The organism is Bradyrhizobium erythrophlei (assembly GCF_900129505.1).
Taxonomy (GTDB): Bacteria; Pseudomonadota; Alphaproteobacteria; order Rhizobiales; family Xanthobacteraceae; genus Bradyrhizobium; species Bradyrhizobium erythrophlei_D.
In genome coordinates this window covers 7696455-7722099 of sequence record NZ_LT670818.1, presented here as the reverse complement: position 1 = coordinate 7722099, position 25645 = coordinate 7696455, and the positions used below count along the sequence as shown (strand labels likewise).

Sequence of the window (25645 nt, the reverse complement as noted above, 5' to 3'; positions counted from 1 at the left end):
CGCCGTCGCCGCATCTGCTCCCCGAATGGGCAACGATGAGAACCGCGGCGCGGGTCCCGGCGGTCCGGCCACGTCCGTCATCGCCAAGGTCAAGCCGAAGACCAAGCGGCCCAATCTGTATCGCGTCCTGATCCTGAACGACGACTACACGCCGATGGAATTTGTCGTTCACGTACTGGAGAAGTTCTTCCAGAAGGACGTCGAGGCCGCGACCAAGATCATGCTCCACGTCCATCATCATGGAATCGGGGAGTGCGGGGTGTTCACCTACGAGATCGCCGAGACCAAAGTAACGCAGGTGATGGATTTTGCGCGCAAGCACCAGCACCCCCTGCAGTGCGTGATGGAAAAAAAGTAGCGCCGCGCGAAATCCACCTGAAATGGGAACGGGTTTTGCATCAAGGGGCGAGGGACCGGTCAAGCCTGCGCCTCCGGGTGGCGCCCGGGGTTTGGATGTAAGCTTGCGATACCGGCGTGAACGAGTCGCGGGAACCGCTCTTTTGCCGCGATCTTAGATGACTATATGACAAAGGTTGTTGTTGCCTGAGCGAGCAACGGCGATCATGATGATGGCGGGGGCCACAGAGGACGCGAATGCCGACTTTTTCCCAAAGCCTTGAACAATCCCTGCATCGTGCGCTGGCGATTGCAAACGAGCGTCACCACCAATATGCGACGCTTGAACACCTTCTGCTGTCGCTGATCGATGACTCGGATGCGGCCGCCGTGATGCGTGCCTGCAGCGTCGACCTCGACAAGCTGCGCACCAGTCTCGTCAATTACCTCGAGACCGAGTTCGAAAATCTGGTCACCGACGGCGCAGACGATGCCAAGCCGACGGCGGGCTTTCAGCGCGTGATCCAGCGCGCGGTCATTCATGTCCAGTCGTCGGGGCGCGAGGAAGTCACCGGCGCCAACGTGCTCATCGCGATCTTCGCGGAGCGCGAGAGCCATGCCGCCTATTTCCTGCAGGAGCAGGACATGACCCGCTACGACGCGGTCAATTACATCAGCCATGGCATCGCCAAGCGGCCCGGGGTTTCCGAGGCGCGCCCCGTCCGCGGGGTCGACGAGGAGACCGAGACCAAGGGCAACGAGGATTCCAAGAAGAAGGGCGAGGCGCTCGAAACCTATTGCGTCAACCTCAACAAGAAGGCGCGCGACGGCAAGATCGATCCGGTGATCGGACGTAACTCCGAGATCAACCGCGCCATCCAGGTGCTGTGCCGCCGGCAGAAGAACAATCCGCTGTTCGTCGGCGAAGCCGGCGTCGGCAAGACTGCGATCGCCGAAGGGCTGGCCAAGCGCATCGTCGACAGCGAAGTGCCGGAAGTGTTGGCGGCGGCCACCGTGTTCTCGCTCGACATGGGCACCTTGCTCGCCGGTACCCGCTACCGCGGCGATTTCGAGGAGCGGCTGAAGCAGGTGCTCAAGGAACTCGAGGCGCACCCGAACGCCATTTTGTTCATCGATGAAATTCATACAGTGATCGGCGCGGGCGCCACCTCCGGCGGCGCCATGGACGCCTCCAATCTGCTCAAGCCGGCGCTGGCATCGGGCACCATCCGTTGCATGGGCTCGACCACCTACAAGGAATACCGCCAGCACTTCGAGAAGGACCGCGCGCTGGTGCGCCGCTTCCAGAAGATCGACATCAACGAGCCGACGGTGGAAGACGCGATCGCGATCCTCAAGGGCCTGAAACCCTATTTCGAGGATTATCACCGGCTGAAATACACCAACGAGGCAATCGAGGCCGCGGTGCAGCTGTCGTCGCGCTATATCCACGACCGCAAGCTGCCGGACAAGGCGATCGACGTGATCGACGAATCCGGCGCGGCGCAGATGCTGGTCGCGGAGAACAAGCGCAAGAAGACCATCGGCATCAAGGAGATCGAGACCACGATCGCGACCATGGCGCGGATTCCGCCCAAGAGCGTGTCGAAGGACGATGCCGAGGTGCTGAAGCATCTCGAACAGACGCTCAAGCGCGTCGTGTTCGGCCAGGACAAGGCGATCGAAGCACTGTCGGCCTCGATCAAATTGTCGCGGGCAGGCCTGCGCGAACCGGAGAAGCCGATCGGCAGCTATCTGTTCTCGGGCCCGACCGGCGTCGGCAAGACCGAAGTGGCAAAGCAGCTTGCGGCCTCGCTCGGGGTCGAACTGATCCGCTTCGATATGTCCGAATATATGGAACGGCATACCGTGTCGCGCCTGATCGGCGCGCCCCCGGGCTATGTCGGCTTCGACCAGGGCGGCCTGCTGACAGACGGCGTCGACCAGCATCCGCATTGCGTGGTGCTGCTCGATGAAATCGAGAAGGCGCATCCGGATCTCTACAACGTGCTGTTGCAGATCATGGATCATGGCAGGCTCACCGACCATAACGGCAAGCAGGTCAATTTCCGCAACGTGATCCTGATCATGACCACCAATGCGGGCGCCGCCGATCTGGCGCGTCAGGCCTTCGGCTTCACGCGCAACAAGCGGGAAGGCGACGACCACGAGGCCATCAATCGCCAGTTCGCGCCCGAGTTCCGCAACCGGCTCGATGCCGTCGTCTCGTTCGCGCATCTCAATCCCGACGTGATCGGCATGGTGGTCGAGAAGTTCGTGCTGCAACTCGAGGCCCAGCTTGCCGACCGCGATGTCACCATCGAATTGTCGGAGCCGGCGAAGGCCTGGCTGATCCACCACGGCTACGATGAGCAGATGGGCGCGCGGCCGATGGCGCGCGTGATCCAGGAGCACATCAAGAAGCCGCTGGCGGACGAGGTGCTGTTCGGCAGGCTGAAGGGCGGCGGCCATGTCCGCGTCGTGCTGGTCAAGGACGAGGCGGCAGCGGAAGCCGGAACGGAAAAGATCGGCTTCGAATTCGTCGAAGGACCGGTGACGCCGAAGCCGGAAAAACTGCCCGGCACGCGCAAGCGCGCCGCGCCGCGCAAGCCGAAGTCCGGCGGTCCCGGCGGCGGCTCGAAGGGCCCGGCCTCGCGAGGTCCGCTGGTCAAGGTGTGAACGCTTATATTTGCCAATTGAAAAAGCCGGCGCGTCGCGAGACCGCCGGCTTTTTGATGGGCGATGTCAGCGTTTTCAAGCGGAGAGCTCAAGAACCCAGAGTCCGGTTTTGATGCCGCCGCCACGGTTCAGGTGCGCGAGGACGGCACAACCATGGCGGCTTCTGTTTTCGCAGTCTCGCTTATGGAGGTGGCGGCTTGTTTGTGGCCGCGAGCTTCTGCGCTTCGACAAACTCGGCGGTGGTCATCTGCCGGGCGGCAATGCTGCGGTTGCCGGCAGCCCTTTGATGGCCCGCCATCGCGGCGAGATTGAACCAGGCATAGGCGCGAATGAGGTCCCTCGGAACGCCCTGGCCCTGGGCATATATTGCGCCCAGATTGTTCTGGGCTTCGGGATCACCTTGTTCGGCGGCCTTGCGAAACCATATCAGCGCCTCGCTGCGGTCCTGCGCTACGCCGTTGCCGTTGTGGTAGCGCTCTCCGAGTGTGATCTGGGCCAACACCAGACCCCTATCGGCAGCCTTGCGGATCCAATTGGTGGCCTCGGCCTTGTCCTGCGCCACGCCCTGGCCTTTGTCGTACATGCGCCCGAGATTGAGCGCTGCAGGGGCGTAGCCGCGCTCGGCTGCCTTGCGATACCACTTCACCGCCTCGGCAAAATTCTGCGGCACAACTTGGCCGTCGTCATATACCAGCCCGAGATTGTTCTGCGCCGGGGCCCAACCCTGTTCGGCCGATTTGAGATACCATTTCAGCGCCTCGGCACCGTCCTGCGTGACGCCCTGGCCCTTGTCGAGCATGACGGCGAGATTGTATTGGGCTGCGGCGTCGCCTTGCTCGGCGGCCTTGCGAAACCACTTCGCCGCTTCGGCCGGGTTCTGCCGGACGCCGTGACCCGCATAGTGCATGACCCCGAGATTGTATTGGGCGCTGGCGTTGCCCTGATCGGCGAGCGGGTGCAGCAGCCGCAGGGCGGTCGCGTAGTCGCCTTTTTCATCCGCGGCCGCCGCATCCTCCAGCGGTCCCGCGGCTGCGGGCACGGCCATGCACAACATCAGGACCAAGGCGGCAAAGACGGGCTTAAGGGTGGGCTTCATGGTCTGCGACCTTGGCTTTCCTGTAACGTTCCGAGCGATTTGGATTTGTCGCGCCGGCGCCCAGGAAGTTCGATCCATGTCCCTCCGCGGCCTGATCCATCACGTCACGACATTAGGGATCATTCGCCCTTCAGCCGCTGGCCGTCCTGGACAGCCACGCGTTCGGCGCCTCTGTTGCCTGCCGGCGATAACCTCAGCATGCTGAGCACGGCGCCGAGCAGCGCAAAGCCTGCTCCAGCCACTAGCGCATACTGGGTGCCGTCCGCCGGCCAGCGCGCCAGAAACAGCGCCACCAGCGCTGCTCCCGTGGTCTGTCCGAGCAGCCGCGCCGTCCCGAGCATGCCGCTCGCACCGCCGCTGCGCTCGCGCGGCGCGGCAGCGATCATGGTGCGGTTGTTGGGGGTCTGGAACAGCCCGAACCCCGCGCCGCTCAGTGCCATCCGCCAGATCACGTCGAAGGCTCCAGGATTGGCCGGCAATAACGCCAGGGCGCTGAGGCCAACAGCGAACAGCAACAGGCCGATGCCGCCCAGCAGGCCCGCCGGGTAGCGTTCGACCAGGCGTCCGGCGACAGGTGCTGCGACCGCAACTGCGATGGGCCAGGGCGTGATCAACAGGCCCATCTGCACCGCCGAATATCCAAAGCGGCTCTCGAGGTAAAACGGGATCGCGACAAAGGCGAGCATCTGGCCGCAGAATGAGGCAATCGAGGTGGCGATCGAAAGCGCGAAAATGGGAATGCGCAGGAGATCGACCGGCAGCAACGGCGAGGTCATATGGGTTTGCCGGAACACCAGGAGAACGCCGGCGACGACGGCGATGGCGAATTCCGACAGCCAGATGGCGAGTGCCTCGCCATGACCCGCGCTGTCGATGGCGGCTATCCCGACGCCAAAGGTAATTGCGCTGAGGCATGCGCTCTGCCAGTCGAATGAGTGACTGCCGCGCGCGGTGTGCGGGAGGCACCGCCAGCCCAGCGCCAATGCCGCGATGCCGATCGGGACGTTGATGGCGAAAAGATAAGGCCATGTTCCGACCGCGAGGATTGCTGCGGCGACCGTCGGGCCGACCGCGGCCGAGATGGCGACCACCAGGGCGTTGATGCCGATGCCGCGGCCGAGCAGGGCGCGAGGATAGGTGAAGCGGACCAGCGCCGCGTTGACGCTCATGATCCCGGCCGCTCCAAATCCCTGGACGATGCGCGCGACCGTCAACAGCAGCAGGGTGTGCGACAGCGCGCAGAACAGCGATGCAAGGGTGAACAAGGCAAGGCCCGCCAGGTAGACCCGGCGATAGCCGATGATTTCGCCGAGCGAAGCCAGCGGCAGCAATGAGATCGTGATCGCCAGCTGATAGCCGTTGACGATCCAGATCGAAAACGCCGGGCTGGCGTCAAGATTCCTGGCGATCGTCGGCAGCGCGACATTGGCGATGGCCCCATCAATCACCGCCATCACGATACCGAGCGCAATGGTAACGATGGCCCAATTGCGCTGCGGCTGCGGCAGGCCATCGGCGTGCTCGATGATGGTTGGCGACATGCGATGCGAGCATCCCAGGTGCTGACAGTGACCGGCTACCGCAATCCCGGATTAGCCGCTACGTGCAACTGCGCAGGGCTGGCGTGGGTTCCCGCACGGCTAATCGAGAGCGATGGCAAGCCTCAAGACGCTGGGGGACAAATTCGCGAGGATCGGGTGCATCAGAGGGCGCGCGATCCGCGGACGCTATCAGCGCGAGCTGAGCTTTCCGTATAGATAGAGTGCGATCAGCCCGACGGTTACGGCGCTCGAGAAGATCAGGATCATGCGATCCCAGTTGGGCCGCTTCCTTGCTGTCTTATACCAACGGCCCGAAACTGTGACTCGTTAGGGATTCCCGAATCAGGGAAACTCTGACTCGATGCTGGCTTTTGAGAGGAGCGGCATCGATGGGAGCGGCGGTATCGATCACCCGGTTTGATCTGACGGCTTGGGAGCTTCGCAAGGCAGCGACAGGAGAGAAGGATAGCGCCGCGGCGCGTCGGATACTCGCGCTTGCGCTGGTGCTCGATGGCTCGGACCGCAAAACGGCGGCCGAAACCTGCGGCATGGACCGTCAGACCTTGCGGGACTGGGTGCACCGTTACAACGCCGCGGGACTGGCCGGGCTTCGCAATCTCAAATCGCCAGGTCCCGGATCAAAACTCACGGTGCGGCAGCAGGCCGAATTGGCCGAGCTTGTCGAGGCCGGCCCCGACCCCGCGGTGCACGGGGTAGTGCGTTGGCGGCGGGTCGATCTGCGCGACGAATTGCAGCGGCGCTTCGGTGTCACGCTCCACGAGCGTTCGGTCGGGAAGGTTCTAGCCAAGCTCGGCTACCGCAAACTGTCGGTAAGGCCCCGCCACCCGCAGGCTGACGAAGAAGCCCAGCAGACGTTTAAAAAAACTTCGCCGCGACCGTCAGGGCGCAAATTCCCGAGCACGCCAAAGACAAGCCGATCGAAATCTGGTTCCAAGATGAGGCCCGGATCGGCCAGCAGGGCACGCTGACCCGCGTCTGGGCCAAGCGTGGAACGAGGCCCCGCGCACCGCACGACCAGCGCTACGACTGGGCCTACCTGTTCGGCGCGGCCTGTCCGCAGCGTCGCGTCGCAGCAGGTCTGGTCATGCCGGCGGCGAACGCCGAGGCCATGTCGCTGCATCTCACAGCGATCGGCCGCAAGGTGGCGGCAGGTAGCCACGCCGCTCTTGTCCTCGATGGCGCCGGCTATCACATTGCTGTCGCGCTCACGATCCCCGAAAACGTCACCCTGGTGCGTCTGCCACCCTACGCGCCTGAACTCAATCCGATCGAAAACGTCTGGGAATATCTGCGCGGCAACAAACTCGCGATCACCGTCTTCGACGACTACGACGGCATCGTCGATAAAGCCTGCGACGCTTGGAACTTCTTTGAAAAAGATCCAAAGCGCATCGCGTCAATAACCACCCGAACATGGGCAACAGTCAATAATTAGGGCCGTTGGTATTATTCAGAGTAAGGACTGCGAAAAGGGCCTTTAGCGGAAGCCGTCGCATCGGGATTTCCTGAATCCATGATTCAAGAAACTAACCAGCCCCCCAAAAAAGCGGCTTGAGGCATATCAAAGCGGGCCGCATCAAACAGACTTGGGGTGGCCTTGCTCGTGCGTGAAGAGCGAGTAGACGGGATCAGCCCGTCAGCCTTCGCCGATCAGTTCCTTGATGCGGCGCTGCAGCTGGCGCTTTTTCTTTTCGCTCTTGCGCAGCCGCTCCTCGAGATCGGAGACCGGCAGCTCGTAAGGCTGCTCCGAGCTGAAGGCGATTCCGACGAAATTGTCGCGCCACCAGACGACCTTGGCGAGGAAGGAACGGCCCTTGCGCGCGATCGTCAGCGACATCTTCTCTTTCGGGAGCTTGACGATGTTGCTGAATTCGAGGTGGGCGCCAGTCTCGGAGATGTTGCGCACCACGCAATCCCTGGATCCGCCGCGCTCGTCGATCTCGGCGACGCCGCCATAGATAACCTTGTCGCGCGCACTTTGGCGTCGGTCCAGCATTGTAGTCCTCCCGGCTAAGAGGAGAGACCTTACCCGGCTTCACCATGGGGGAAAGGGAGCAGCGCACAAAATGCGGCGTTAACGTAAATCGATAATAGAAGGAAAAGCGGGGATTTCGGCCGGTCAAGCCGCGCTTTCGCGCAATCCGCGCGCGATTTCCTTCTGCGCGTCGAATTCGCGCCGCCGCCGCGCCAGCTCTTCGGCGCTCAGCATGGCGACATTGTTGTAGTCGCGCTTCCAGGAGGTGTCCGCGCTCCAGCGCAGCGGCGACTGCACCGTGGTCTGGGGGCCGGGCGCCTGCTCCAGTACGCGCAGCGCGAGCTCAAAAGTGAAGGCTTGCGATGGCGGGTCGTGCGGTTTGCCCGCCGAATTGCCCAGCGGAAAATCCGAGAACAAGAAGCGCGGCACCGCGGCATGCTCGACGATATCCTTGGCGCAGCCCATCACGACCGTGGCAATGCCGTTGGCCTCCAGATGGCGTGCGACCAGGCTGACGGTCTGGTGGCAGACCGGGCAGTTTGGCACCAGCACCGCGGCATCCACCTTGTCGGCCCGGCAGCGCGCCAGGATTTCCGGCGCATCGGTTTCGATGGTGACCCGGTGGCTGCGGTTGGTCGGGGCGCCGAAGAAGCGGGGGGCGATTTCGCCGACCCGCCGTTCGCGCCCCAGCCGCTGCAGTTGCGGCAGCGGAAACCAGGTTCCGCTGTCATCGGCTGACGTGTGGACACGGTCATAGGCGATATGGGAAATCCGCAGATCGTGCGTTTTCGAACTGTCGCCGTCATAGACCGAATAGAATTTGGCGCCGCCGTTATATTTGGCGCCGGGACCCTGGTCGCCTTTGGCCGGGTCGAATGGCGCCGCCGTGGTGATAATGGCGACGCGGGATTGGTTGAGTGGCTTCTTCAACGGCTGGAACGGCGCGTCGACATGATGCGCCCAGCGATAGGGCGTGGTGTAGCCGATCGCCGCATAATATTCCCGGGTCCGGGCCATATACGGGATCGGCGTATCCTCGTCGGGAGCGAAACCAAGCTGCTCGTCCGGCGTTGCGGTCATCGCTTGCGCTCCCCTGCGCGGGCCATCATCTGTCTGATAGCTAAACGGCCGGTTCGGCGTGTCAAGCAGGGCCTTCCCAAAACGAGTTGTGGCGGTGCAAACACTGGGCGACCAGTTTTTGGCGGTGTGGATGGCGGCAGCGACGCTCTGCTTGCCTGCGCCGGGCCTGGCGGCGGAGGTTGCCCCAGCCAAGACGGATGTCGCGACACCCAGTGTCGAGGAACTCGCGGTTCAGCCGCCGGCGCCAAGTCCGCGCGAGACCGACACCCGCGAGGCGATGTGCCTGATGATCGAATCCGCGGCGAGGTCGAACGACCTGCCGCTGGAGTACTTCGCCCGCGTGATCTGGCAGGAGAGCCGCTTTCAGGCCGATGCGGTGGGCCCTGTCACGCGCAACGGCCAGCGCGCGGAGGGTATCGCGCAATTCATGCCGGGAACCGCCAGCGAGCGGCGGTTGCTGGACCCCTTCGATCCCGTGCAGGCGCTGCCGAAATCCGCCGAATTCCTCAGCGAGCTGCGCAACCAGTTCGGCAATCTCGGGTTGGCCGCCGCCGCCTACAATGCCGGGCCGCGGCGGGTACGGGAATGGCTCGCCGGTACTGGTCCGATGCCGCAGGAGACGCGCAACTACGTTTCCGCCATTACCGGCACCTCGGTCGAGGACTGGGCCGCCGCCGGCAAGAACGCCAGGATGGCCGACCGCGCACTGAACACCAGTTGCCGGGAGCTGATGGCGCTGCTTAGGCGCGCGCCCAATTCCTTCGTCACCGAGCTGGAACAGCATGTGAAACTCGGGGCTGCGAAATTGTGGGGCGTGCAGCTTGCCGCCGGCTTTGACCGCAACAAGGCGTTGGCCATGTATGCCCGCGCCATGAAGCGGCTGAGCGCGGTGATCGGCGACCAGGACCCAAGCCTGTTGAGCACGCTGATGCGCACCCGCGGCACCCATCTGTTCTACCAGGTGCGGATCGGCGCCGACACGCGGCCTGCCGCGGACGCTCTCTGCAGCCGTATCCAGCGTGCGGGTGGCGCGTGCTTCGTGCTGCGGAACATGGGCGTCAGGGGCTGAGCGGGCCGCAACATCCGTAGCCTGGATGGAGCGAAGCGAAATCCAGGACCTCATTCAATCCCCCGGATTTCGCCGCTCTCCATCCGGGCTACCGGCCCGCGCGAATGTGGGGTCCTGCATGACTGCCCTGAGGCGGCCTTCGCTTGACGGTGGCCGGTTTCGCCAGCGTTATGCCCGCCACGACTCACACCTTTGTCCGGTTGCCCTTGGCCCTTCCCGCACTCGATTCGCCTGTATGGCACAGTTCGCTCCGCGCGTTCGGATGGGGCATGCGGTCGGTCGGTTCGACGATTCTCACCTTGGTGCTGTTTGCAACCTATCTCGGCATCGGCGCGCTCGCGCATGACACGCATTTCAGCCTGGGATGGGCGCTGGCGAGTACGCTGTTCGTCTGGGCCGGTCCGGCGCAGATCATCCTGATCTCGACGCTCGGCTCCGGCGCGACCATCATTCAGGCGGCGATTGCCGTCACCGTCAGCGCGATCCGGCTGTTTCCAATGGTGGTCTCGGTGATGCCGATGATGCGGACCCCGCAGACAAAACGGCGTGAACTGGTGCTGGTGGCTCATCTCACGGCGGTCACCCTGTGGGTCGAATGTTTCCGCTTCCTCCCGCACGTGCCGCGCAAACGGCGGATTGCGTTCATCCATGGGCTGGGAAGTGGTCTCGTCAGCGTCTGTCTGGTCGCGACCACGGTCGGCTATGCTCTGGCCGCCAACCTTTCGCCGTTACTGGGCGCCGCGATCCTGATGCTGACGCCGCTGGCATTCCTGTTCTCCACCGCCCGCAACTGCCGGGAGCCCGCGGATTTCGTGGCGCTGGCGCTGGGGCTGGCGCTGTTCCCGATTGCTTCGCTGCTGAACAGCGGCGTCGATATCCTCGTCAGCGGCGTGTCGGCCGGCACCATCGCCTATGGGGTTCACTGGTGGCGGGAACAGCGATGAACGCGTTCATCGGCGACTGGCATGCGCTGCTGATCCTGCTGATCGCGGGCGTTATTCCCAACCAGATCTGGCGCATGCTCGGATTGATGGTCGGCGGCGAGATCGATGAAGGCTCGGAATTGCTGGTGTGGGTGAGGGCGGTGGCGACCGCGATCCTGGCCGGCGTCATCGCGCAAATCCTGGTGCAGCCGCCGGGCGCGCTGGCAAGCGTCCCGGGATGGCTGCGCTATGGCGCGGTGGCGGCGGGATTTGTGGTTTTCCTGGTGACACGGCGGTCGACTTTGGCCGGCGTGGTCTGCGGGGAGTTCGTGATGCTGGCTGGCAAATGGTGGATCGGGTAGTTAGGTGTCGGGCAATACGAGAGGCAACAATGGTTCAAGACAAGGCGCTCCGCGAAGGCGAAGTTACCGTCGAGACGCCGAAGGCGAGCGACGCCGGGCTCATCTTCATCGGCCGCATCCGCACGCCCTGGACCTCGCGCGAGGACACACCGCGGCAGGGACGCCATGACGGACCGGTCTGCCGGCTCGAGATTTTCGAGCCCTGGGTGCCGGCGCTGAAGGGCGTCGATTTCTACTCGAATCTCGAAGTGATCTACTGGCTGCACCGCTCGCGCCGCGACCTCGTGCTGCAGAGCCCGAAAGACAACCGGTCGACGCGCGGCACGTTCTCGCTGCGCTCCCCGGTGCGGCCGAACCCGATCGGCACCTCGATCGTCAAGCTGGTCAAGCTCGAGGGCAACATTGTTTTCGTGCGCGGGCTGGATTGCCTCGACGAGACGCCGCTATTGGACGTCAAGCCCGACCGCTGCGAATTCTCGCCGCTGGCGGCGGGGAAGGGCGGCGGTGAAGAGGGAGAGTGAGTGATCGTTCTTTTCGTCATTGCGAGGAGCTAGGCGACGAAGCAATCCATCGAGCCGCATTGGATTGCTTCGCTTCGCCCGCAATGACGGCGGGGTGTAACGCGTACTACTTCAGCGCCGCCTTCAGCATCGCCGCGTTCTCTTCCAGCACCTTGCCGTCTTCCTTCCTGCTCGCCGGCGGCAACAGCGCGACGCCGTCGTGGCGGGGCATCACATGCATATGCAGGTGAAACACCACCTGTCCGCCGGCGGGTTCGTTGAACTGCTGCACGGTGATGCCGTCGGCCTTGAAGGCTTTCATGGCGGCGGCCGAGATCTTGTGGGCGGCGCGCGCGACGTGGGCGTAATCGTCGGGTGAAATGTCGAGAATATTGCGGGCCGGCGCCTTCGGGATCACCAGCGTATGGCCGGGGCTACGCGGCATGATGTCGAGAAACGCCAGCACGTGCTCGTTCTCATAGACCTTGTAGCTCGGGAATTCGCCGCGCAGGATTTTTGCAAAGGGGTTTTGGGGGTCATAGGCGGTCATGGCGTCTCCCGTAACAGCTTGTCTTTTCAGGATGGTTCATCGGTCTTGCGAAACGGGCCGGCCTCGGCGAGTTCGCGTCCGGCTTCCGCGACATAGGCGCGTTCGCGCTTGAGATAATCAGAGATCGCGTGGCGCAGGCCGGGATCGGCGATGTAATGCGCCGAATAAGTCGTTTGTGGCAGGTAGCCGCGCGCGATCTTGTGCTCGCCCTGCGCGCCGGCCTCGACCGTCTTTAGGCCGCGCTTAATCGCGAAATCGATTGCCTGGTAATAGCAGACCTCGAAATGCAGGAACGGGTGGTGCTCGATCGCGCCCCAGTTGCGGCCGAACAACGTTTCGGAGCCGATGAAATTGATGGCGCCGGCGATCCAGCGGTCGTTGCGCCGGGCCATCACCAGCAGCACGTCTTTGGCCATGCTCTCGCCGATCAGTGAGAAGAAGTCGCGGGTCAGGTAGGGCCGGCCCCATTTGCGGGATCCGGTCTCCATGTAGAAATCGAAGAAGGCGTCCCAGGCATCCTCGGAGATGTCGCTGCCGCTGAGGGCGTGGATGGTGATGCCGTTTGCCACCGCATCGCGCCGCTCGCGCTTGATCGCCTTGCGATGACGCGAATTGAGGGTGGCGAGAAAATCATCGAAACTGCCAAAACCCTGGTTGTGCCAGTGAAACTGCTGATCGGTCCGCTGCAGGAATCCGTGAGTGGCGAGAAATTTCCACTCGGCTTCGCGCGCAAAGGTGACGTGGACCGAGGAGGCCTTAGTCGCCTCGCAGAGCGCGGCCAGTCCGCGCGCGAGCGCGGTGCCGATCTGGTCCCTGTCGACGCCGTCGCGGATCAACAGGCGTGGGCCGGTCGCCGGGGTGAAGGGAACCGAGGCCTGCAGCTTGGGATAATAACGGCCGCCCGCGCGTTCATAGGCATCGGCCCAGCCGCGATCGAACACGTATTCGCCCTGGGAGTGCGATTTCAGATAGCAGGGCACGATGCCGGCGATCTCGCCGTCGACCCGGGCGAGCAGATGCCGCGGCCCCCAGCCGGTCCGGGCAGCGGCCGAGCCGGAGGCCTCGAGCGCAGAGAAAAACGCGTGTGAAACAAAGGGGTTATAGGGAGATTTTGAACGGGCGCAGGACCCGGTTGCGGGATCGACCGAAGCCAGGGTGTCGAGGTTCGCGAGGCTGTCCGGAGCGGCCGACGGATTGGCGCAGGCATTCCAATCCTCGGCCGGAATCTGGCTGATGGAAGAGACGGCTTCCAGGGTGATTTCGGATGAATCCATCGACGATTTGAACCGGTCACGCGTTACGATCAGCCATCGCTCATGGTGACCAATGCAAAGATCGTGCATTGCGGCGGCGACTTCAAGACCGTACACGGGTGCATCAGGTTCCCGGCACAAACCCTTCAAAGATCATCTGATCCGCGTATCGGGCGGCGCGATCGCGCTGCTCCGAAGTGCGAACGGTCCAGGTCAACAGCGGCAGGCCAAAAACGTTGCGGGCGATCCAGGGTGCCGGCGCGGGCAGCTGGTTGACCCAGAAGGCGACGAAATGCGGCCGGGTGCGGAATGCGTGGCGCAGATGCAGCATGCCCTGGCGTTGCGCGGGGGTTAGTTTTGTCCAGGAGCTGTCGTCGTAATTGCGCTGGGCAACGATGCCGCGGGGCAATGCCGGCATCGTTTCGCGCAAGCCCAGCACTTGGTCGGGGTCGAACGACATCCCGACCGCGGGGCCCGAATAGGAGGCGAGCACTTGCGCCATCCGCCTAACCAGTCTGCGATCGCCGTCGAAATGGCTCTTCACCTCGATCACCAGCGGCACCCGGCCTTCGACCAGCGTACAGAGATCGCCGAGCGACATCATGCGCTCGGGCGTATCCCTGAACTTGACCGCTTTAAGTTCGGCCGCGGTCATCGCCTTTAGCGCGCCGCTGCCTTCGGTGAGGCGACCCAGCGCGTCGTCATGATGCACCATCGCCTCGCCATCGGCGGTGAGCTGGATGTCGCATTCGATGCTGAAATTGCCTGCGATCGCGGCTTGTGCCGCGGCCGGCATATTTTCCATGATGCCGCGCGCCGCATCGTGCAGGCCGCGATGGGCGACCGGCCGTGCCGTCAGCCAGTCCGGTGCGCGCATCGAGCGGCTCCGCTACGAGACCTCGAACACTCCCTCGACCTCCACGGCCGCATCCGCGGGAAGCGACGCGACGCCGACGGTGGTGCGGGCGTGACGGCCCTTGTCGCCGAAGGCTGCGACCATCAGGTCGGAGGCGCCGTTGAGCACCTTCGGCCCATCGAGGAAATCCGGCGCCGAATTGACGAAGCCGCCAAGCCTGACAACGCGGACCACCTTGTCGAGGTCGCCGAGTGCGGCCTTGATCTGCGCCAACAGATTGATGGCGCAACCGCGCGCCGCGGCATTTCCCTGTTCGACGGTGACGCCGGCGCCCAATTTGCCCTTGGCGATCAGCTTCCCCTGGGGGTCGAAGCAGACCTGGCCGGAGACGAACAGCAGGTTTCCGGTGCGGACAAAGCCGACGTAATTCGCCACCGGGCTCGGGGCCTCATGCAAGACAATGCCCTGTGCCGCAAGTTTCTGCTCGACCGTACCCGCCATGTTTCGTCCCCGTCTGTCGTTGAGTCTGCGCCCGATCGCACGCCAATCCAGCCGCTTTGTTTCGCGCATCGCGCCTTCACATGCAAGGGAGTGCCGATCGGCACGAAAACGCCAAAAAACAGGGCATTCCGGACCGCCGATTCGTACATTTTCGTGAAGGCGCCCTAGTTGCGGCGTAATAGGGCGGTGAATAATGTGACGCTTCACGTCGCATTCTCGCAAGGACGACATATGGCTCGCTGGTTCCGGATTCCGCGCACCCCATCGCTGTTGCTGGCGGCTGCGGCCATTGCCGCGGGGGCGGGTTTCAGCGATGGACAGGCGGCGACCGCGGCAAGTGCTGCGTTCCTTCCGCATCAGGCGCTCTACGAGCTTAGCCTGGTCAAGTCGCGGGGCTCGGCCTCGATCGACAATGCGCGCGGGCGCATCCTGTATAATTTCTCCGGCAGCGCCTGCGAGGGCTATACCTCGGAGTTCCGCCAGGTCTCGGAGCTGAACAGCGGCGAGGGCAAGGTGACGCTGAGCGATCTGCGCTCAACCTCCTGGGAGGATGCCGACGGCAAGAGCTACAAGTTCAAGATCGATACCCGCATGAACGATAGCGACGCGAGCCCGGTCGATGGCATCGCCGAGCGGACCGGGGATCACATCACCGTCAAGCTGACGCAGCCGGAAGCCAAGACATTTACGATCGAGGGCACGACCGTGTTTCCGACCGAGCAGATCCGGCGCATCATCGCCGCCGCCAAAGACGGGAAATCCCTGCTCGAGCTGACCGTCTATGACGGATCGGACAATGGCGAGAAGGTCTACAACACGCTGACCGTGATCGGGCAGCCGATCCCGGGCGACCGCGCCATCGCTTCTCCCGATCCCGCAACCGCCAGTGATGCGATGAAATCACTGAAGCGATGGCCGGTGACGGTGAGCTATTACGACCGCGACGCCAAGGCCAAGGACGGTGAGCAGACCCCGGTCTATGCGATGTCGTTCGAGCTGTTCGAGAATGGCGTCTCGCGGGCGCTGGTGCTCGACTACAATGATTTTGTCATTTCCGGCGCGCTCGGCAAGTTCGACGTCAAGGACTCCAAGCCGTGTAAGTGAGGGCCGCGCGACCGTCATGCGCGGGCTTGACCTGCGCATCCATCACTTTTCAAAGATCTTCGAAGTAGATGGATTGCCGGGTCAAGCCCGGCAATGACGACAATTGGTCTTCTCCTACTCCGGCTTCTCCGGCCCCTCATAGGCGATGCCCCGGATCACGGCGGTATTGCCGAACTTCCTGCGCAAATCGTCGATGGCGCGTTCGGCGTGGGCCGAGCGGCGGTCGAGCATGTCGGTGTCGTCGGCCGGCGATCCCGGCTGCAGCGCGCTGACGCCGGCGCCCATCAGGCGAAACGCGGTGCCGTCGATCTCCTTCGCCAGCATTTCCCGCGTCGTCGCAAAGATCTTCGCCGCCAGTTGCGTCGGGGCGTGGATTGATTGCGAGCGGGTGCGCTGGCGGAAATCGGCGGTCTTCAGCTTCAGCGTGATAGTGGATCCGGCCAACTCGCTGCTTTTCAGGCGCGACGATACCTTTTCGCACAGCCGCCACAGCGTCCTTTCCAAAATGGCGAAATCGCGGATGTCGTTTTCGAACGTGGTCTCGTTCGAAATGGTCTTGGCGCCTCTCTCGGCCTCCACGCGGCGGTCGTCGATGCCACGCGCCAGCCGCCACAGCCTGCGCCCTTCGGCGCCGAATTGCTTCATCAACTCGGTTTCGTCGGCGCGCTGCAGGTCGGCGATGATGCGAAAGCCGCGCTGGAGCAGCCGTTCCTGGGTCGCCGGTCCGACGCCGAAAATGAAGCCGACCGGTCTTTCGGCCAGCATGGCGCGCGCCTCGTCCTGATCGAGGGCGGCAAAACCCCGCGGTTTGTCGAGGTCGGACGCGATCTTGGCGAGGAACTTGTTGCAGGACAGCCCGACCGAAACGGTAATGCCGATGTCGCGCTCGACCTCGCGGGCAAAGCGCGCCAGCACTTTCGCCGGGATCATGCCGTGCACGCGCTGGGTGCCGGCCAGATCGAGAAACGCCTCGTCGATCGAAAGCGGTTCGACCAGCGGCGTCAGCGCCTGCATGGCATGCCGCACCTGGCGGCCGACCCGCACATATTTAGCCATGTCGGGACGGATCACGATCGCGGACGGACATAGCGCGAGCGCCTTGAACATCGGCATCGCCGAGCGGATGCCGAAGGTGCGGGAGATGTAGCAGGCTGCCGAAACCACGCCGCGCTTGCCGCCGCCGATGATGACGGGCTTGTCGGCGATATCAGGATTATCGCGCTTCTCGACGGTGGCGTAGAAGGCGTCGCAGTCGATGTGGGCCAGCGTCAGCACCGACAGCGCGCGGTGCCGCGCCAGGCGAGGGGAACCGCATTCGCTGCATCGCCGGGCCGCAAAATCCAGATCGTGCAGGCAGTCCCGGCAAAAGCAGGTCGGTCCTCCCGATGCCGGCGCAGCCATGCTCACGGCACATCGCGCTCCCAGTCGGGGTCGTTAAGCGCCTGATGGGCTGCGGCGATGTTGGTGGGATGCAGCTGCGAGACGTTCGCAAATGCCTTCACGGTCGCGTCATCGCGCATGACGAAATCGAGCACGGATGCCAGGAATCGCGGGTCCGCCGCGGCGTTGCGGAGGGTCTCCGGGCCGATTCCGCTTTCGGCCAGGAACAGGCCCAAGCGCTCGGGCTCGCCGGCGATGAAGGAAAGTGCCTGAATCGCAACGATTTCAGCCACTTCCCGGGGATTTTTAACTGGCTTTTTCAACCGGCCTATTTGCCTTTCGCTAACTTATGGTCTCTATTTTGGAAGCATCATGCCCGAGTCTGCGCAACGTGTTCAAGCAAGTGGAAACCACTTCGCATAAAGATGGCACGCGGACTTAACGGGTTAGAGCGAATCTGGCGCTAGTTTGAATTCACTTTTTGACACGTCCGGCGGCGGCACCTGCTGCGCCGTATTCCGGACCTGCAACTCGGGGATTGGAGGGACGGGATGGCAAAAACCGTCCTGATCGTGGAGGACAACGAGCTCAATATGAAGCTCTTTCGCGATCTGTTGGAAGCGCACGGCTATCAGACCTCGGGCACGTCGAACGGTTTCGAGGCGCTCGATCTCGTGCGCAAGCTTCATCCCGATCTCATTCTGATGGACATCCAGCTTCCGCAAGTTTCGGGCCTGGAAGTCACGCGCTGGATCAAGGACGATCCGGAGCTGCGCTCGATTCCCGTCGTCGCGGTCACTGCGTTCGCCATGAAGGGCGACGAGGAACGCATCCGTGAGGGCGGCTGCGAGGCCTATTTGTCGAAACCGATCTCGGTCGGAAAATTTATTGAAACGGTTCGACGGTTTATTGGGTAGGGGGAATTTCGATGTCCGCGCGTATTCTGGTCGTCGACGACGTCCCCGCCAACGTCAAGCTTTTGGAAGCGCGGCTGTCGGCCGAATATTTCGATGTGCTGACCGCGTCCAACGGCGCCGAGGCGCTGGCGATGTGCGGGCGCGCCGAATGCGACATCATCCTGCTCGACGTGATGATGCCCGACATGGACGGCTTCGAAGTCTGCCGCCGGCTGAAATCCAATCCGGCCACGCACTACATTCCGGTTGTCATGGTCACGGCGCTGGACAGCCCGGCCGATCGCGTGCGCGGGCTGGAGGCCGGCGCCGACGATTTCCTGACAAAACCGGTGTCAGACATCGTGCTGATCGCGCGGGTGCGCTCGCTCACCCGGCTCAAGATGATGACCGATGAGCTGCGCATGCGCGCCATCACCTCGCTCGAGATCGGCGTGCAGGCGCCGGAGCGAAGTGCGGTGGCCGACACCGGGAAGGGCGGCCGCATCCTCCTGGTCGACGACCGGCCGTCGTCCTACGAACGGCTGGCGCCGGTGCTCTCGACCGAGCACGGTGTCGACGTCGAAACCAACCCGGCTGAGGCGCTGTTTCACGCGGCCGACGGCAATTACGACCTCCTGATCGTCTCGCTCGGGCTCGACAATTTCGACGGCTTGCGGCTGTGCAGCCAGGCGCGCTCGCTGGAGCGGACCCGGCATGTGCCCATTCTCGCCATCGCGGACGCCGACAATAATACGCGGCTGTTGCGCGGGCTCGAGATCGGCGTCAACGACTATCTGCTGCGCCCGGTCGACAAGAACGAATTGCTGGCGCGGGCGCGCACCCAGATCCGCAAGCGCCGCTACACCGACGATCTGCGCGACAATGTGCAGAACTCGATCGAGATGGCGATCACGGACGCGCTGACCGGCCTGCATAACCGGCGCTACATGGAGAGCCATCTCGGCACCCTCGCCGAACAGGCCGCGAGCCGCGGCAAGCCGCTGGCGCTGATGATGCTCGACATCGATTTCTTCAAGGCGATCAACGACAGTTACGGCCACGACGCCGGCGACGACGTGCTGCGCGAATTCGCGGTCCGGATCCGGAAGTCTATTCGCGGCATCGATCTCGCCTGCCGCTACGGCGGCGAGGAATTCGTCATCGTGATGCCGGAGACCGACCTGCACGTCGCGGGCATGGTGGCGGAGCGGCTGCGCCGTTCCATCGCGGGCGAACCTTTCGCGGTCAACAAGGGGGCAAAACGCATCGAGGTCACGATCTCGATCGGCCTGTCGACGCTCGAACTCAAGGGCGAGGCCGTCGCCGACGTGCTCAAGCGCGCCGATACCGCGCTCTATCGGGCAAAGCATGACGGCCGCAACCGGGTGGTGGCGCAGGCCGCTTGATCCCGTGGTGGCGTTAGCCGGCTGCAGCGCGCTTCCTCAGCGTGCGCGCTTTACCGCTTCATACGCCAGTCGTTTGAACTCGAAGGCAAAGGGATGCGTGAACGACATGTGTCGCTGCGTCATTATCACGCCCGCAACGTTGTTCTTTGGTGAAATCCACCATTGCGTGCCCGCGATCCCGCCCCAATAGAGTTCGCCGGCCGCATAGGGATGATCGAACGGCGAGGGCTGCAAGATCAACCCGCCGGCGAGCCCATATCCCCTGCCGGGAAGCTCGCCCGTCACGGGAAAGCGCATCCACACCCCGTCGGCCAACTGGTTGGTCATCGTCAACGCAATCGTTTCCGGCTTGAGCAGGGTCGGGCCTCCGGGCAGCAGGCTTCGGATCAGCGCCACCATATCCGGCAAGGTTGAAACCAGACCGCCGCCGCCATTGAGCCTTGGGATGGGGCGCAGATAAGCACCCGGATAGGGTGCGTTGTCCGTTCGCGTGAGCCCGGGCTTCATCGGATCGACCATGTCTGCGCCGGCGTAATACGCCGCGAGCCGGCTTTGATCTTTCTGCGGCACGACGAAGCCGGTGTCCACCATGCCCAGCGGGCCAAGAATCCGGGCTTGAATGAATTGATCGAATGGCTGGCCGCTGATGACTTCAACGAGCCGCGCCAGCACATCAGTGGCGACCGAGTATTCCCAGGATGTTCCGGGTTGATAGATCAGCGGCAGGTCTGCCAACACATCGACCATCTCGGCCAACGTCGTCCTGGGGTCGTGCACCCGGCGCTCGTTGTAGGCCTTGAAAATGACCGTGCCGGGATCGAAAAAGCCGTAGCTGAGGCCCGAACTGTGGCTCATCAGATGACCGATGCTGATCGGCCCCCTGGCCGGCTCCGTCTCGTCCAGCGAGGCTGCGCCGGGGCGCAATACCCTGCGGTTCGCAAGCTGCGGAATGAACTTTTCGATCGGATCGTCCAGCCGCAATCGGCCTTCCTCGACCAGCAGCAGCGCGGCGCAGGATGTGACCAGCCTGGTATTGGAAAAAACGCGGAAGATGTGGTCGACGCGCAAAGGCGTCTGCGCTTCCTTGTCGGCCCATCCAGCGCAATTCACGTCCACCAGATCCCTGCCGACCAGCACCGCGGATGAAACGCCGGACAGGATGTTGCCGTCAACAAGACGCTGCATGGCGGCGTGCGCCGGCTCGAAATCGTAGCCGTTGGCGGTCACTTTCATGTCTTCCATCGCCGCTTCCCTTGCCGCAGCCGGATTTTGCGGGGCGTTCGTCACCGTGAAATCCCGCCGGACCGAATCTGGTATTCCGGATTGCACCTTTGTGCGGCGACGCTAGCAGCTCGGAGTGGCTTCAGGAAGCAGCCGGGGTCGACTGTTGAGTGCGGTCACGATTTCGTCTCGGCGTCACTGCCGCCAACTTCAACCCCCGCATTCGCCAGCAGCACGGTTGCAGCTTGCTTCGCCGCGCGCGCCATGGAGGGATCGTCGCGCACCAGATCCTGCGCGATCGAGCCGTCGACCAGCAGCGTGAGCTGTGTCGCAAGGCCCTCCGGATCGGCCACATCGAGCCGCAGCAACAGGTCGCGGAACCAGAGCCGGCGGCTTTCCTTGAAGGCGATCGCGATCTTTTTCACCGCCCGATCCTCCGCGCCCAGTTCGGCCACCGCGTTGACGAACGGGCAGCCGCGAAAGCCCTTGCTGGCGAAGCCTCGCTCCAGCCGATCGAACGTTCCCAGGATTTGGTCGACGGGCGGCTTGTCGGATGCGGGAGCCTTCGTGAAGCGCCGCTCCAGATAGGCCCGGATCAGCTCGTTCTTGGAAGGGAAATGATTGTACAGCGTGCGCTTGGAGATGCCGATCTCGGCCGCGACCGTATCGACCCCGACGGCGCGGATGCCGCGCAGATAAAACAGCCGGTCGGCGGTTTCGAGAATCCGCTCCTTCATGTCGGGCTTTTCGGACCGGGACATCTGTACACAGACCTGTGTTATCCGGCTCTTGACAGCGCGAGCCGCGTGCACCTTAATTACACAGATCGGTGTAATCAAGCCCGGCGCAACGATCGTGGCGTCGGTTTGCAAAACCGGTGACCGCAGGGATCACAAGGGAGAACAAGAAAATGCCCCTGTTGCAACTGCTCCGTCCCACGCTTCCGATTCTGATCGGGGCCTCGCTGATGCTCTCCTTGAGCATGGGCCTGCGCCAGAGCCTTGGCATCTTCCTGCAGCCGCTGACCCATGACATCGGGATTTCGGTTTCCGATTTTACGCTGGCGATTGCGGTACAAAACCTCGCCTGGGGATTTTTGCAGCCATTGGCCGGCGCGTTCACGGTGCGCTTCGGCTTTCGTGCCATCATGATCGCGGGAGCGCTGCTTTATATCGCCGGGCTTACGCTGATGGCAGGCGCGCAGGGGTTCGTCAGCGTCATGCTCGGCGCCGGCGTGCTGATCGGGATGTCGCTGGCGTGCACGGCTGCTGCGATCGCGATGTCGGTGGCGGCGCGCGCGGTGCCGGCCAGCGTGCGCAGCACGGTGCTCGGCATGGTCTCGGGCGCGGGATCGCTGGGTGCGCTATTGTCGGCGCCGCTCGGACAGATCCTGAATGAGGGTTTTGGCTGGCGCACCGGCCTCGTTGGATTTGTCATCCTGTCGCTGGCGCTGCTTCCGGCGGCCTGGTTCGCGGGCCGGGTGGACAGGATTCCGCTGCCGCCGCGGACGCCCGACCAGATCGCCGATACCTCGGCAGCCGTCGCCACAAAAGTCGCGTTCGGCAACGCGTCCTTCGTGGTGATGACGTCAGCCTATTTCGTCTGCGGCATGCAGCTCGTCTTCATCACCACGCATCTGCCGTCATATCTCGCGATCTGCGGCATGGACCCGATGCTGAGCGCGGAGACGCTCGGCGTGATCGGCGGCTTCAACGTGCTGGGAAGCCTGTTCTTCGGCTGGGCCGGCGAGCGCTGGAACAAGTTGGCACTGCTGGGGGCGATCTACATTGCGCGCTCGCTGGTGCTGGCCTGGTATTTCATGCTGCCACCGTCGGAGGCGACGACACTTGTGTTCGGCGCGATGATGGGATTCCTGTGGCTCGGCGTAGGGCCGCTGGTGGCGGGCGCGGTCGCCGAGATGTTCGGCCTGCAATGGCAGGCGATGATCCAGGGGCTCGCGTTCATGAGTCACCAGCTCGGCAGTTTCCTCGGCGCCTATGGAGGAGGGCTGATCTACGACCAGCTCGGCTCCTACACGCTGGCGTGGCGGATCGGCGTCGCGGTGGGACTGGCGGCGGGCATCGTTCAGGTGGCGTTCGCGCTGATTCGGCCGACGCGACCGCCTTTGGCGGCGACGGCTTAGCCACGCGCCGCAAAATTGACTTGCCAAAATAAAAACGGGGCCACGAAGGCCCCGTCGAAGTCAGCAGTGTCCCGCGTTTTACTTGATCTTCGACTCGCGGAATTCGACGTGCTTGCGCGCGACCGGGTCGTATTTCTTCTTGACCAGCTTGTCGGTCATGGTGCGCGAATTCTTCTTGGCGACGTAATAGAAGCCGGTGTCCGCCGAGGAAACGAGCTTGACCTTGATGGTGACCGCTTTGGCCATGTTCAGGACCTCAAATATCTGGGGAATTGGGAGCCGGCCAATCGGCCCGCATTTGCGCGCAACCTAGCTTCTAACCGCCCAAAGTCAAGGTTTGGCCGGTCCAAACACGCCCGAATCCCGATATTTAACCCTCAAAGAAGCGGTTTTTCGGCCTCGGCAGGCCGAGATTCTCCCGCAACGTCTTGCCCTCATACTGCTTCCGGAAGATCTCGCGCCGTTGCAGTTCCGGAACCACCTTGTCGACGAAATCGTCGAGGCCGGCGGGCAGGAACGGGAACATGATATTGAAACCATCGGAGCCGAAGCTGGTCAGCCACTCCTCCATCTGATCGGCGATCACGGCCGGCGTGCCGACGAACGACAGCCCGCCATAGCCGCCGACGCGCTGAGCCAGCTGGCGGACCGTGAGCTTGTCGCGGGCGGCGACGTCGACCAGCCGCTGCCGGCCGCTCTTGGAGGCGTTGGTTTCCGGGATCGGCGGCAACTGCCCGTCGGGATCGAAGCCGGAGGCGTCGGTACCCAGGATCACCGAAAGCGACGCAATGGCGCTGTCGTAATGCACCTTGCTGTCGAGCAACGCGCGCTTTTCGCGTGCTTCCTCGACGCTGTCGCCGACCACGACGAAGGCGCCGGGCAGGATCTTCAGGTCGTCGCGATCGCGGCCGAGCTTTTCCATGCGGCTCTTGATGTCGGCATAGAGCTTTTGCCCGTCGGCGAGGCTGCTGCCGCCGGTGAACACGGCCTCCGCCGTTTCGGCCGCGAGCTGCTTGCCGTCTTCGGACGCGCCGGCCTGCACAATCACCGGCCAGCCCTGCACGGGACGGGCGATGTTGAGCGGGCCGCGCACCGAAAGGTATTCTCCCTTGTGGTTGAGGACATGCATTTTGGCCGGGTCAAAATAGAGGCCCGCTTCGACGTCCCGGACAAACGCGTCGTCGGCGAAGGAATCCCACAAGCCCGTGACCACGTCATAGAATTCGCGTGCGCGCCTGTAGCGCTCGGCGTGCTCCATGTGGTCATCGAGTCCAAAATTCAGCGCCGCGTCGGGGTTGGAGGTGGTGACGATATTCCACCCCGCGCGACCGCCCGAGATGTGATCGAGCGAGGCAAAGCGGCGCGCGACATGGTAGGGCTCGTCGAAGGTGGTCGAACCGGTCGCGATCAGTCCGATATGCCCGGTCACGGCCGACAGCGCCGACAACAGCGTAAACGGCTCGAATGAGGTCACGGTGTGGCTGCGCTTGAGCGCGTTGACGGGCATGTTCAGCACGGCCAGATGGTCGGCCATGAAGAAGGCGTCGAATTTTCCGGCTTCCAGCTTCTGGATCAGCTGCTTGATATGCGAAAAATTGAAATTGGCGTCCGGCCACGCGCCGGGATAGCGCCACGCCCCGGTATGAATGCTGACCGGCCGCATGAAGGCACCGAGCTTGAGTTGACGCTTTGCCATGGCTTGTCCTTGTTCGTCATGCCGCTGAATTGAAGATAGGAAAGTCAAAACGCAATGGCACCCTGCGCGGGCGAAAAGAATATTTCGATTTGAGCGGCATCCGAAGGAAATTCCACGTTGTTGCGAGCCAGGCGAAGCATGCCATGGGGGAGGGATGTAGGTCCGCGATCTCGCGGCGCGAGGCGCCCGAGCTTTGCGTCGGTTGGCCGCCCTCGGAAAAGAAAGAGGGCGCAGGGAAGGCCGGGTGCGCGCTGCACCCGCGGTCCCGTGTGCCCTGTTATTGGGTAAAAATGCACACGAGCACACAGGTTCAGCGGAGGCAATCCGGCCTTCCCTGCGCGGTGGTTGACCGGCTTGTAGCGCGCTCTTCCCGGTGTCCGGGCTTTTTAGCCACCGTCATCCGCGCAAAGTTTTGCTTCCCGCGAACTTGACACCAGCGTCGGGGTGTCAGGACCACACGCCTTCGCCGTCCGCAACGAGCAGCACTCGTCTTTCGCCGCCATCGCGTCCACCGCATCCCACCGCACGTTCGTGACGATCGCGAGCCGCCCCTCTCATCGGATGAGACGGTGTCGTAGGTAGAGTGATTTGCAATTTCGGAAAAGCAGAATGTTTTTCGCAAGCGGGCTTGACCGGCTTTTAGTGATTTGCCCGGCGGGTTGATTTGTCGCGGCGAGGGCGCGAGATTTCGCTTGCTCGCGAGACGAAGCGGGGGCGTAGCGCGGATCGCGATCTGCCGTCTTTTGCTTTCCCGGGAGGCGCGGACTACGTCTTCGGCGCGCGCTTAGTCCGGAACGGCGGATCGCGATCCGCCCGACGGACCTGACCTTTGCTCAGCTTCACTTGTCAGTTCTCCATTAGGCACCGCCGGGCGCTCGCCAGTCGAGTGCGGGCGCGGGTAGTATACGGATGGTTGCGGGCGTCAAGGGGGCTTTCCCGCAAAAAAGATGCATCTGGCCGGCAGAACGGACGCTCAAATCCTGATAGGTTGGCGCCACCGGGGATCGAAGGGGGATCTTGAGCATGTCAAGGCTGACATTGCGGCCTTTGCCAAGTT

The 25645-nt window shown here is 63.3% G+C and carries 25 protein-coding genes; 11 read left to right on the top strand and 14 right to left on the bottom strand.

The window, feature by feature from the left end:
• The first annotated feature begins 25 nt into the window (after positions 1–25).
• Both clpS and clpA read left to right on the top strand, forming a co-directional pair.
• Positions 26–358 carry an ATP-dependent Clp protease adapter ClpS gene (clpS, locus tag B5525_RS36190; protein WP_079570718.1) on the top strand — a complete coding sequence of 111 codons (333 nt, stop codon included), beginning with the start codon at positions 26–28 and terminating at the stop codon, positions 356–358.
• A 236-nt stretch (positions 359–594) separates the two neighbouring features.
• Positions 595–3015 carry an ATP-dependent Clp protease ATP-binding subunit ClpA gene (gene clpA, locus B5525_RS36185; protein WP_079570716.1) on the top strand — a complete coding sequence of 807 codons (2421 nt, stop codon included), beginning with the start codon at positions 595–597 and terminating at the stop codon, positions 3013–3015.
• Between the two features lie 181 nt (positions 3016–3196).
• Here clpA and B5525_RS36180 read toward each other — a convergent pair whose 3' ends face one another.
• Together B5525_RS36180 and B5525_RS36175 are read right to left on the bottom strand one after the other, a co-directional pair.
• Entirely contained in the window at positions 3197–4111 is a 915-nt protein-coding gene (locus B5525_RS36180) for an SEL1-like repeat protein (RefSeq protein WP_079570715.1), read from the bottom strand.
• 119 nt (positions 4112–4230) lie between these two features.
• Positions 4231–5652, bottom strand: coding sequence for an MFS transporter (locus B5525_RS36175; protein ID WP_079570714.1), 1422 nt, complete (start codon positions 5650–5652; stop codon positions 4231–4233).
• A 389-nt stretch (positions 5653–6041) separates the two neighbouring features.
• Here B5525_RS36175 and B5525_RS36170 point away from each other — a divergent pair.
• Positions 6042–7108 (top strand): IS630 family transposase gene (locus tag B5525_RS36170; protein ID WP_197687848.1). Its coding sequence is split into 2 segments (ribosomal slippage): positions 6042–6531 and positions 6531–7108, totalling 1068 coding nucleotides; the frame shifts between segments, so codons are not numbered across the junction.
• A 201-nt stretch (positions 7109–7309) separates the two neighbouring features.
• Here B5525_RS36170 and B5525_RS36165 read toward each other — a convergent pair.
• Together B5525_RS36165 and B5525_RS36160 are read right to left on the bottom strand one after the other, a co-directional pair.
• Positions 7310–7669, bottom strand: a complete 360-nt coding sequence (locus B5525_RS36165; protein ID WP_079570712.1) for a PilZ domain-containing protein — start codon at positions 7667–7669, stop codon at positions 7310–7312.
• Between the two features lie 123 nt (positions 7670–7792).
• The gene (locus B5525_RS36160; RefSeq protein WP_079570710.1) at positions 7793–8728 is read right to left on the bottom strand and encodes a glycine/sarcosine/betaine reductase selenoprotein B family protein; all 936 of its coding nucleotides are present in this window, start codon (positions 8726–8728) and stop codon (positions 7793–7795) included.
• 130 nt (positions 8729–8858) lie between these two features.
• Here B5525_RS36160 and B5525_RS36155 point away from each other — a divergent pair, with 130 nt between their 5' ends.
• The 4 genes from B5525_RS36155 (at position 8859) to tsaA (ending at position 11603) form a co-directional block, all read left to right on the top strand.
• Complete coding sequence (locus B5525_RS36155) at positions 8859–9797, top strand: lytic transglycosylase domain-containing protein (RefSeq protein ID WP_079574266.1); 939 nt, start codon at positions 8859–8861, stop codon at positions 9795–9797.
• A gap of 206 nt (positions 9798–10003) precedes the next feature.
• A complete protein-coding gene (locus tag B5525_RS36150; protein WP_079574264.1) occupies positions 10004–10741 on the top strand; it encodes an AzlC family ABC transporter permease in 738 nt (245 codons plus the stop codon).
• Entirely contained in the window at positions 10738–11082 is a 345-nt protein-coding gene (locus B5525_RS36145) for an AzlD domain-containing protein (RefSeq protein ID WP_079570709.1), read from the top strand. The genes B5525_RS36150 and B5525_RS36145 overlap by 4 nt, the downstream gene beginning before the upstream one ends.
• Positions 11083–11111: 29 nt before the next feature.
• On the top strand, positions 11112–11603 hold the full coding sequence (gene tsaA, locus B5525_RS36140) for a tRNA (N6-threonylcarbamoyladenosine(37)-N6)-methyltransferase TrmO (RefSeq protein ID WP_079570708.1): 492 nt from the start codon (positions 11112–11114) through the stop codon (positions 11601–11603).
• A 106-nt stretch (positions 11604–11709) separates the two neighbouring features.
• Here the strand turns inward: tsaA and B5525_RS36135 are convergent, their stop codons facing one another.
• The 4 genes from B5525_RS36135 to B5525_RS36120 all read right to left on the bottom strand — a co-directional run bounded on the left by B5525_RS36135 (position 11710) and on the right by B5525_RS36120 (position 14742).
• Entirely contained in the window at positions 11710–12132 is a 423-nt protein-coding gene (locus tag B5525_RS36135) for an HIT family protein (protein WP_079570707.1), read from the bottom strand.
• A gap of 26 nt (positions 12133–12158) precedes the next feature.
• Positions 12159–13406: a GNAT family N-acetyltransferase gene (locus B5525_RS36130; RefSeq protein WP_079574262.1), complete on the bottom strand. Its 1248-nt coding sequence runs from the start codon at positions 13404–13406 to the stop codon at positions 12159–12161.
• Positions 13407–13509: 103 nt separating this feature from the next.
• Positions 13510–14262 carry a glycerophosphodiester phosphodiesterase family protein gene (locus B5525_RS36125; protein ID WP_079570706.1) on the bottom strand — a complete coding sequence of 251 codons (753 nt, stop codon included), beginning with the start codon at positions 14260–14262 and terminating at the stop codon, positions 13510–13512.
• A gap of 12 nt (positions 14263–14274) precedes the next feature.
• Positions 14275–14742, bottom strand: coding sequence for a RidA family protein (locus tag B5525_RS36120; RefSeq protein WP_079570704.1), 468 nt, complete (start codon positions 14740–14742; stop codon positions 14275–14277).
• Between the two features lie 231 nt (positions 14743–14973).
• On the opposite strand from B5525_RS36120, the gene B5525_RS36115 reads away from it, so the two are divergent.
• The gene (locus B5525_RS36115; protein ID WP_079570703.1) at positions 14974–15846 is read left to right on the top strand and encodes a cell envelope integrity EipB family protein; all 873 of its coding nucleotides are present in this window, start codon (positions 14974–14976) and stop codon (positions 15844–15846) included.
• Positions 15847–15960: 114 nt separating this feature from the next.
• Here B5525_RS36115 and B5525_RS36110 read toward each other — a convergent pair whose 3' ends face one another.
• Both B5525_RS36110 and B5525_RS36105 read right to left on the bottom strand, forming a co-directional pair.
• Positions 15961–17247, bottom strand: coding sequence for a DNA polymerase IV (locus B5525_RS36110; protein ID WP_079570701.1), 1287 nt, complete (start codon positions 17245–17247; stop codon positions 15961–15963).
• Between the two features lie 2 nt (positions 17248–17249).
• Positions 17250–17549 (bottom strand): DUF3572 domain-containing protein, encoded by a 300-nt coding sequence (locus B5525_RS36105; protein WP_079570700.1) that lies wholly within the window; start codon positions 17547–17549, stop codon positions 17250–17252.
• 228 nt (positions 17550–17777) lie between these two features.
• Here B5525_RS36105 and B5525_RS36100 point away from each other — a divergent pair, with 228 nt between their 5' ends.
• Together B5525_RS36100 and B5525_RS36095 are read left to right on the top strand one after the other, a co-directional pair.
• Positions 17778–18143, top strand: coding sequence for a response regulator (locus B5525_RS36100; RefSeq protein WP_079570698.1), 366 nt, complete (start codon positions 17778–17780; stop codon positions 18141–18143).
• 11 nt (positions 18144–18154) lie between these two features.
• Entirely contained in the window at positions 18155–19528 is a 1374-nt protein-coding gene (locus B5525_RS36095; protein WP_079570697.1) for a PleD family two-component system response regulator, read from the top strand.
• Positions 19529–19564: 36 nt separating this feature from the next.
• Here B5525_RS36095 and B5525_RS36090 read toward each other — a convergent pair whose 3' ends face one another.
• Together B5525_RS36090 and B5525_RS36085 are read right to left on the bottom strand one after the other, a co-directional pair.
• Positions 19565–20815: a serine hydrolase domain-containing protein gene (locus B5525_RS36090; RefSeq protein ID WP_244567704.1), complete on the bottom strand. Its 1251-nt coding sequence runs from the start codon at positions 20813–20815 to the stop codon at positions 19565–19567.
• Positions 20816–20925: 110 nt separating this feature from the next.
• On the bottom strand, positions 20926–21486 hold the full coding sequence (locus B5525_RS36085; protein WP_154073919.1) for a TetR/AcrR family transcriptional regulator: 561 nt from the start codon (positions 21484–21486) through the stop codon (positions 20926–20928).
• Positions 21487–21659: 173 nt separating this feature from the next.
• Between B5525_RS36085 and B5525_RS36080 the strand changes: the two genes are divergently transcribed.
• Positions 21660–22892 carry an MFS transporter gene (locus B5525_RS36080; RefSeq protein WP_079570694.1) on the top strand — a complete coding sequence of 411 codons (1233 nt, stop codon included), beginning with the start codon at positions 21660–21662 and terminating at the stop codon, positions 22890–22892.
• 78 nt (positions 22893–22970) lie between these two features.
• Here B5525_RS36080 and rpmG read toward each other — a convergent pair whose 3' ends face one another.
• Together rpmG and B5525_RS36070 are read right to left on the bottom strand one after the other, a co-directional pair.
• Positions 22971–23138 (bottom strand): 50S ribosomal protein L33, encoded by a 168-nt coding sequence (rpmG, locus tag B5525_RS36075; protein ID WP_045008041.1) that lies wholly within the window; start codon positions 23136–23138, stop codon positions 22971–22973.
• A gap of 124 nt (positions 23139–23262) precedes the next feature.
• Positions 23263–24588, bottom strand: coding sequence for an LLM class flavin-dependent oxidoreductase (locus B5525_RS36070; RefSeq protein ID WP_079570692.1), 1326 nt, complete (start codon positions 24586–24588; stop codon positions 23263–23265).
• Positions 24589–25645 lie beyond the last annotated feature (1057 nt).

Bases quoted from the DNA above. Each gene is read 5' to 3' on its own strand.
- B5525_RS36085 (WP_154073919.1), bottom strand. From the start codon at position 21,486: ATGAAGGAGCGGATTCTCGAAACCGCCGACCGGCTGTTTTATCTGCGC.
- B5525_RS36120 (WP_079570704.1), bottom strand. From the start codon at position 14,742: ATGGCGGGTACGGTCGAGCAGAAACTTGCGGCACAGGGCATTGTCTTG.
- B5525_RS36175 (WP_079570714.1), bottom strand. From the start codon at position 5,652: ATGTCGCCAACCATCATCGAGCACGCCGATGGCCTGCCGCAGCCGCAG.
- B5525_RS36095 (WP_079570697.1), top strand. From the start codon at position 18,155: ATGTCCGCGCGTATTCTGGTCGTCGACGACGTCCCCGCCAACGTCAAG.
- clpS (WP_079570718.1), top strand. From the start codon at position 26: ATGGGCAACGATGAGAACCGCGGCGCGGGTCCCGGCGGTCCGGCCACG.
- B5525_RS36165 (WP_079570712.1), bottom strand. From the start codon at position 7,669: ATGCTGGACCGACGCCAAAGTGCGCGCGACAAGGTTATCTATGGCGGC.
- B5525_RS36070 (WP_079570692.1), bottom strand. From the start codon at position 24,588: ATGGCAAAGCGTCAACTCAAGCTCGGTGCCTTCATGCGGCCGGTCAGC.
- B5525_RS36155 (WP_079574266.1), top strand. From the start codon at position 8,859: ATGGCGGCAGCGACGCTCTGCTTGCCTGCGCCGGGCCTGGCGGCGGAG.
- tsaA (WP_079570708.1), top strand. From the start codon at position 11,112: ATGGTTCAAGACAAGGCGCTCCGCGAAGGCGAAGTTACCGTCGAGACG.
- B5525_RS36125 (WP_079570706.1), bottom strand. From the start codon at position 14,262: ATGCGCGCACCGGACTGGCTGACGGCACGGCCGGTCGCCCATCGCGGC.
- B5525_RS36145 (WP_079570709.1), top strand. From the start codon at position 10,738: ATGAACGCGTTCATCGGCGACTGGCATGCGCTGCTGATCCTGCTGATC.
- B5525_RS36080 (WP_079570694.1), top strand. From the start codon at position 21,660: ATGCCCCTGTTGCAACTGCTCCGTCCCACGCTTCCGATTCTGATCGGG.
- B5525_RS36100 (WP_079570698.1), top strand. From the start codon at position 17,778: ATGGCAAAAACCGTCCTGATCGTGGAGGACAACGAGCTCAATATGAAG.
- B5525_RS36130 (WP_079574262.1), bottom strand. From the start codon at position 13,406: ATGGATTCATCCGAAATCACCCTGGAAGCCGTCTCTTCCATCAGCCAG.
- B5525_RS36115 (WP_079570703.1), top strand. From the start codon at position 14,974: ATGGCTCGCTGGTTCCGGATTCCGCGCACCCCATCGCTGTTGCTGGCG.
- B5525_RS36160 (WP_079570710.1), bottom strand. From the start codon at position 8,728: ATGACCGCAACGCCGGACGAGCAGCTTGGTTTCGCTCCCGACGAGGAT.
- B5525_RS36135 (WP_079570707.1), bottom strand. From the start codon at position 12,132: ATGACCGCCTATGACCCCCAAAACCCCTTTGCAAAAATCCTGCGCGGC.
- B5525_RS36110 (WP_079570701.1), bottom strand. From the start codon at position 17,247: ATGGCTGCGCCGGCATCGGGAGGACCGACCTGCTTTTGCCGGGACTGC.
- clpA (WP_079570716.1), top strand. From the start codon at position 595: ATGCCGACTTTTTCCCAAAGCCTTGAACAATCCCTGCATCGTGCGCTG.
- B5525_RS36180 (WP_079570715.1), bottom strand. From the start codon at position 4,111: ATGAAGCCCACCCTTAAGCCCGTCTTTGCCGCCTTGGTCCTGATGTTG.
- rpmG (WP_045008041.1), bottom strand. From the start codon at position 23,138: ATGGCCAAAGCGGTCACCATCAAGGTCAAGCTCGTTTCCTCGGCGGAC.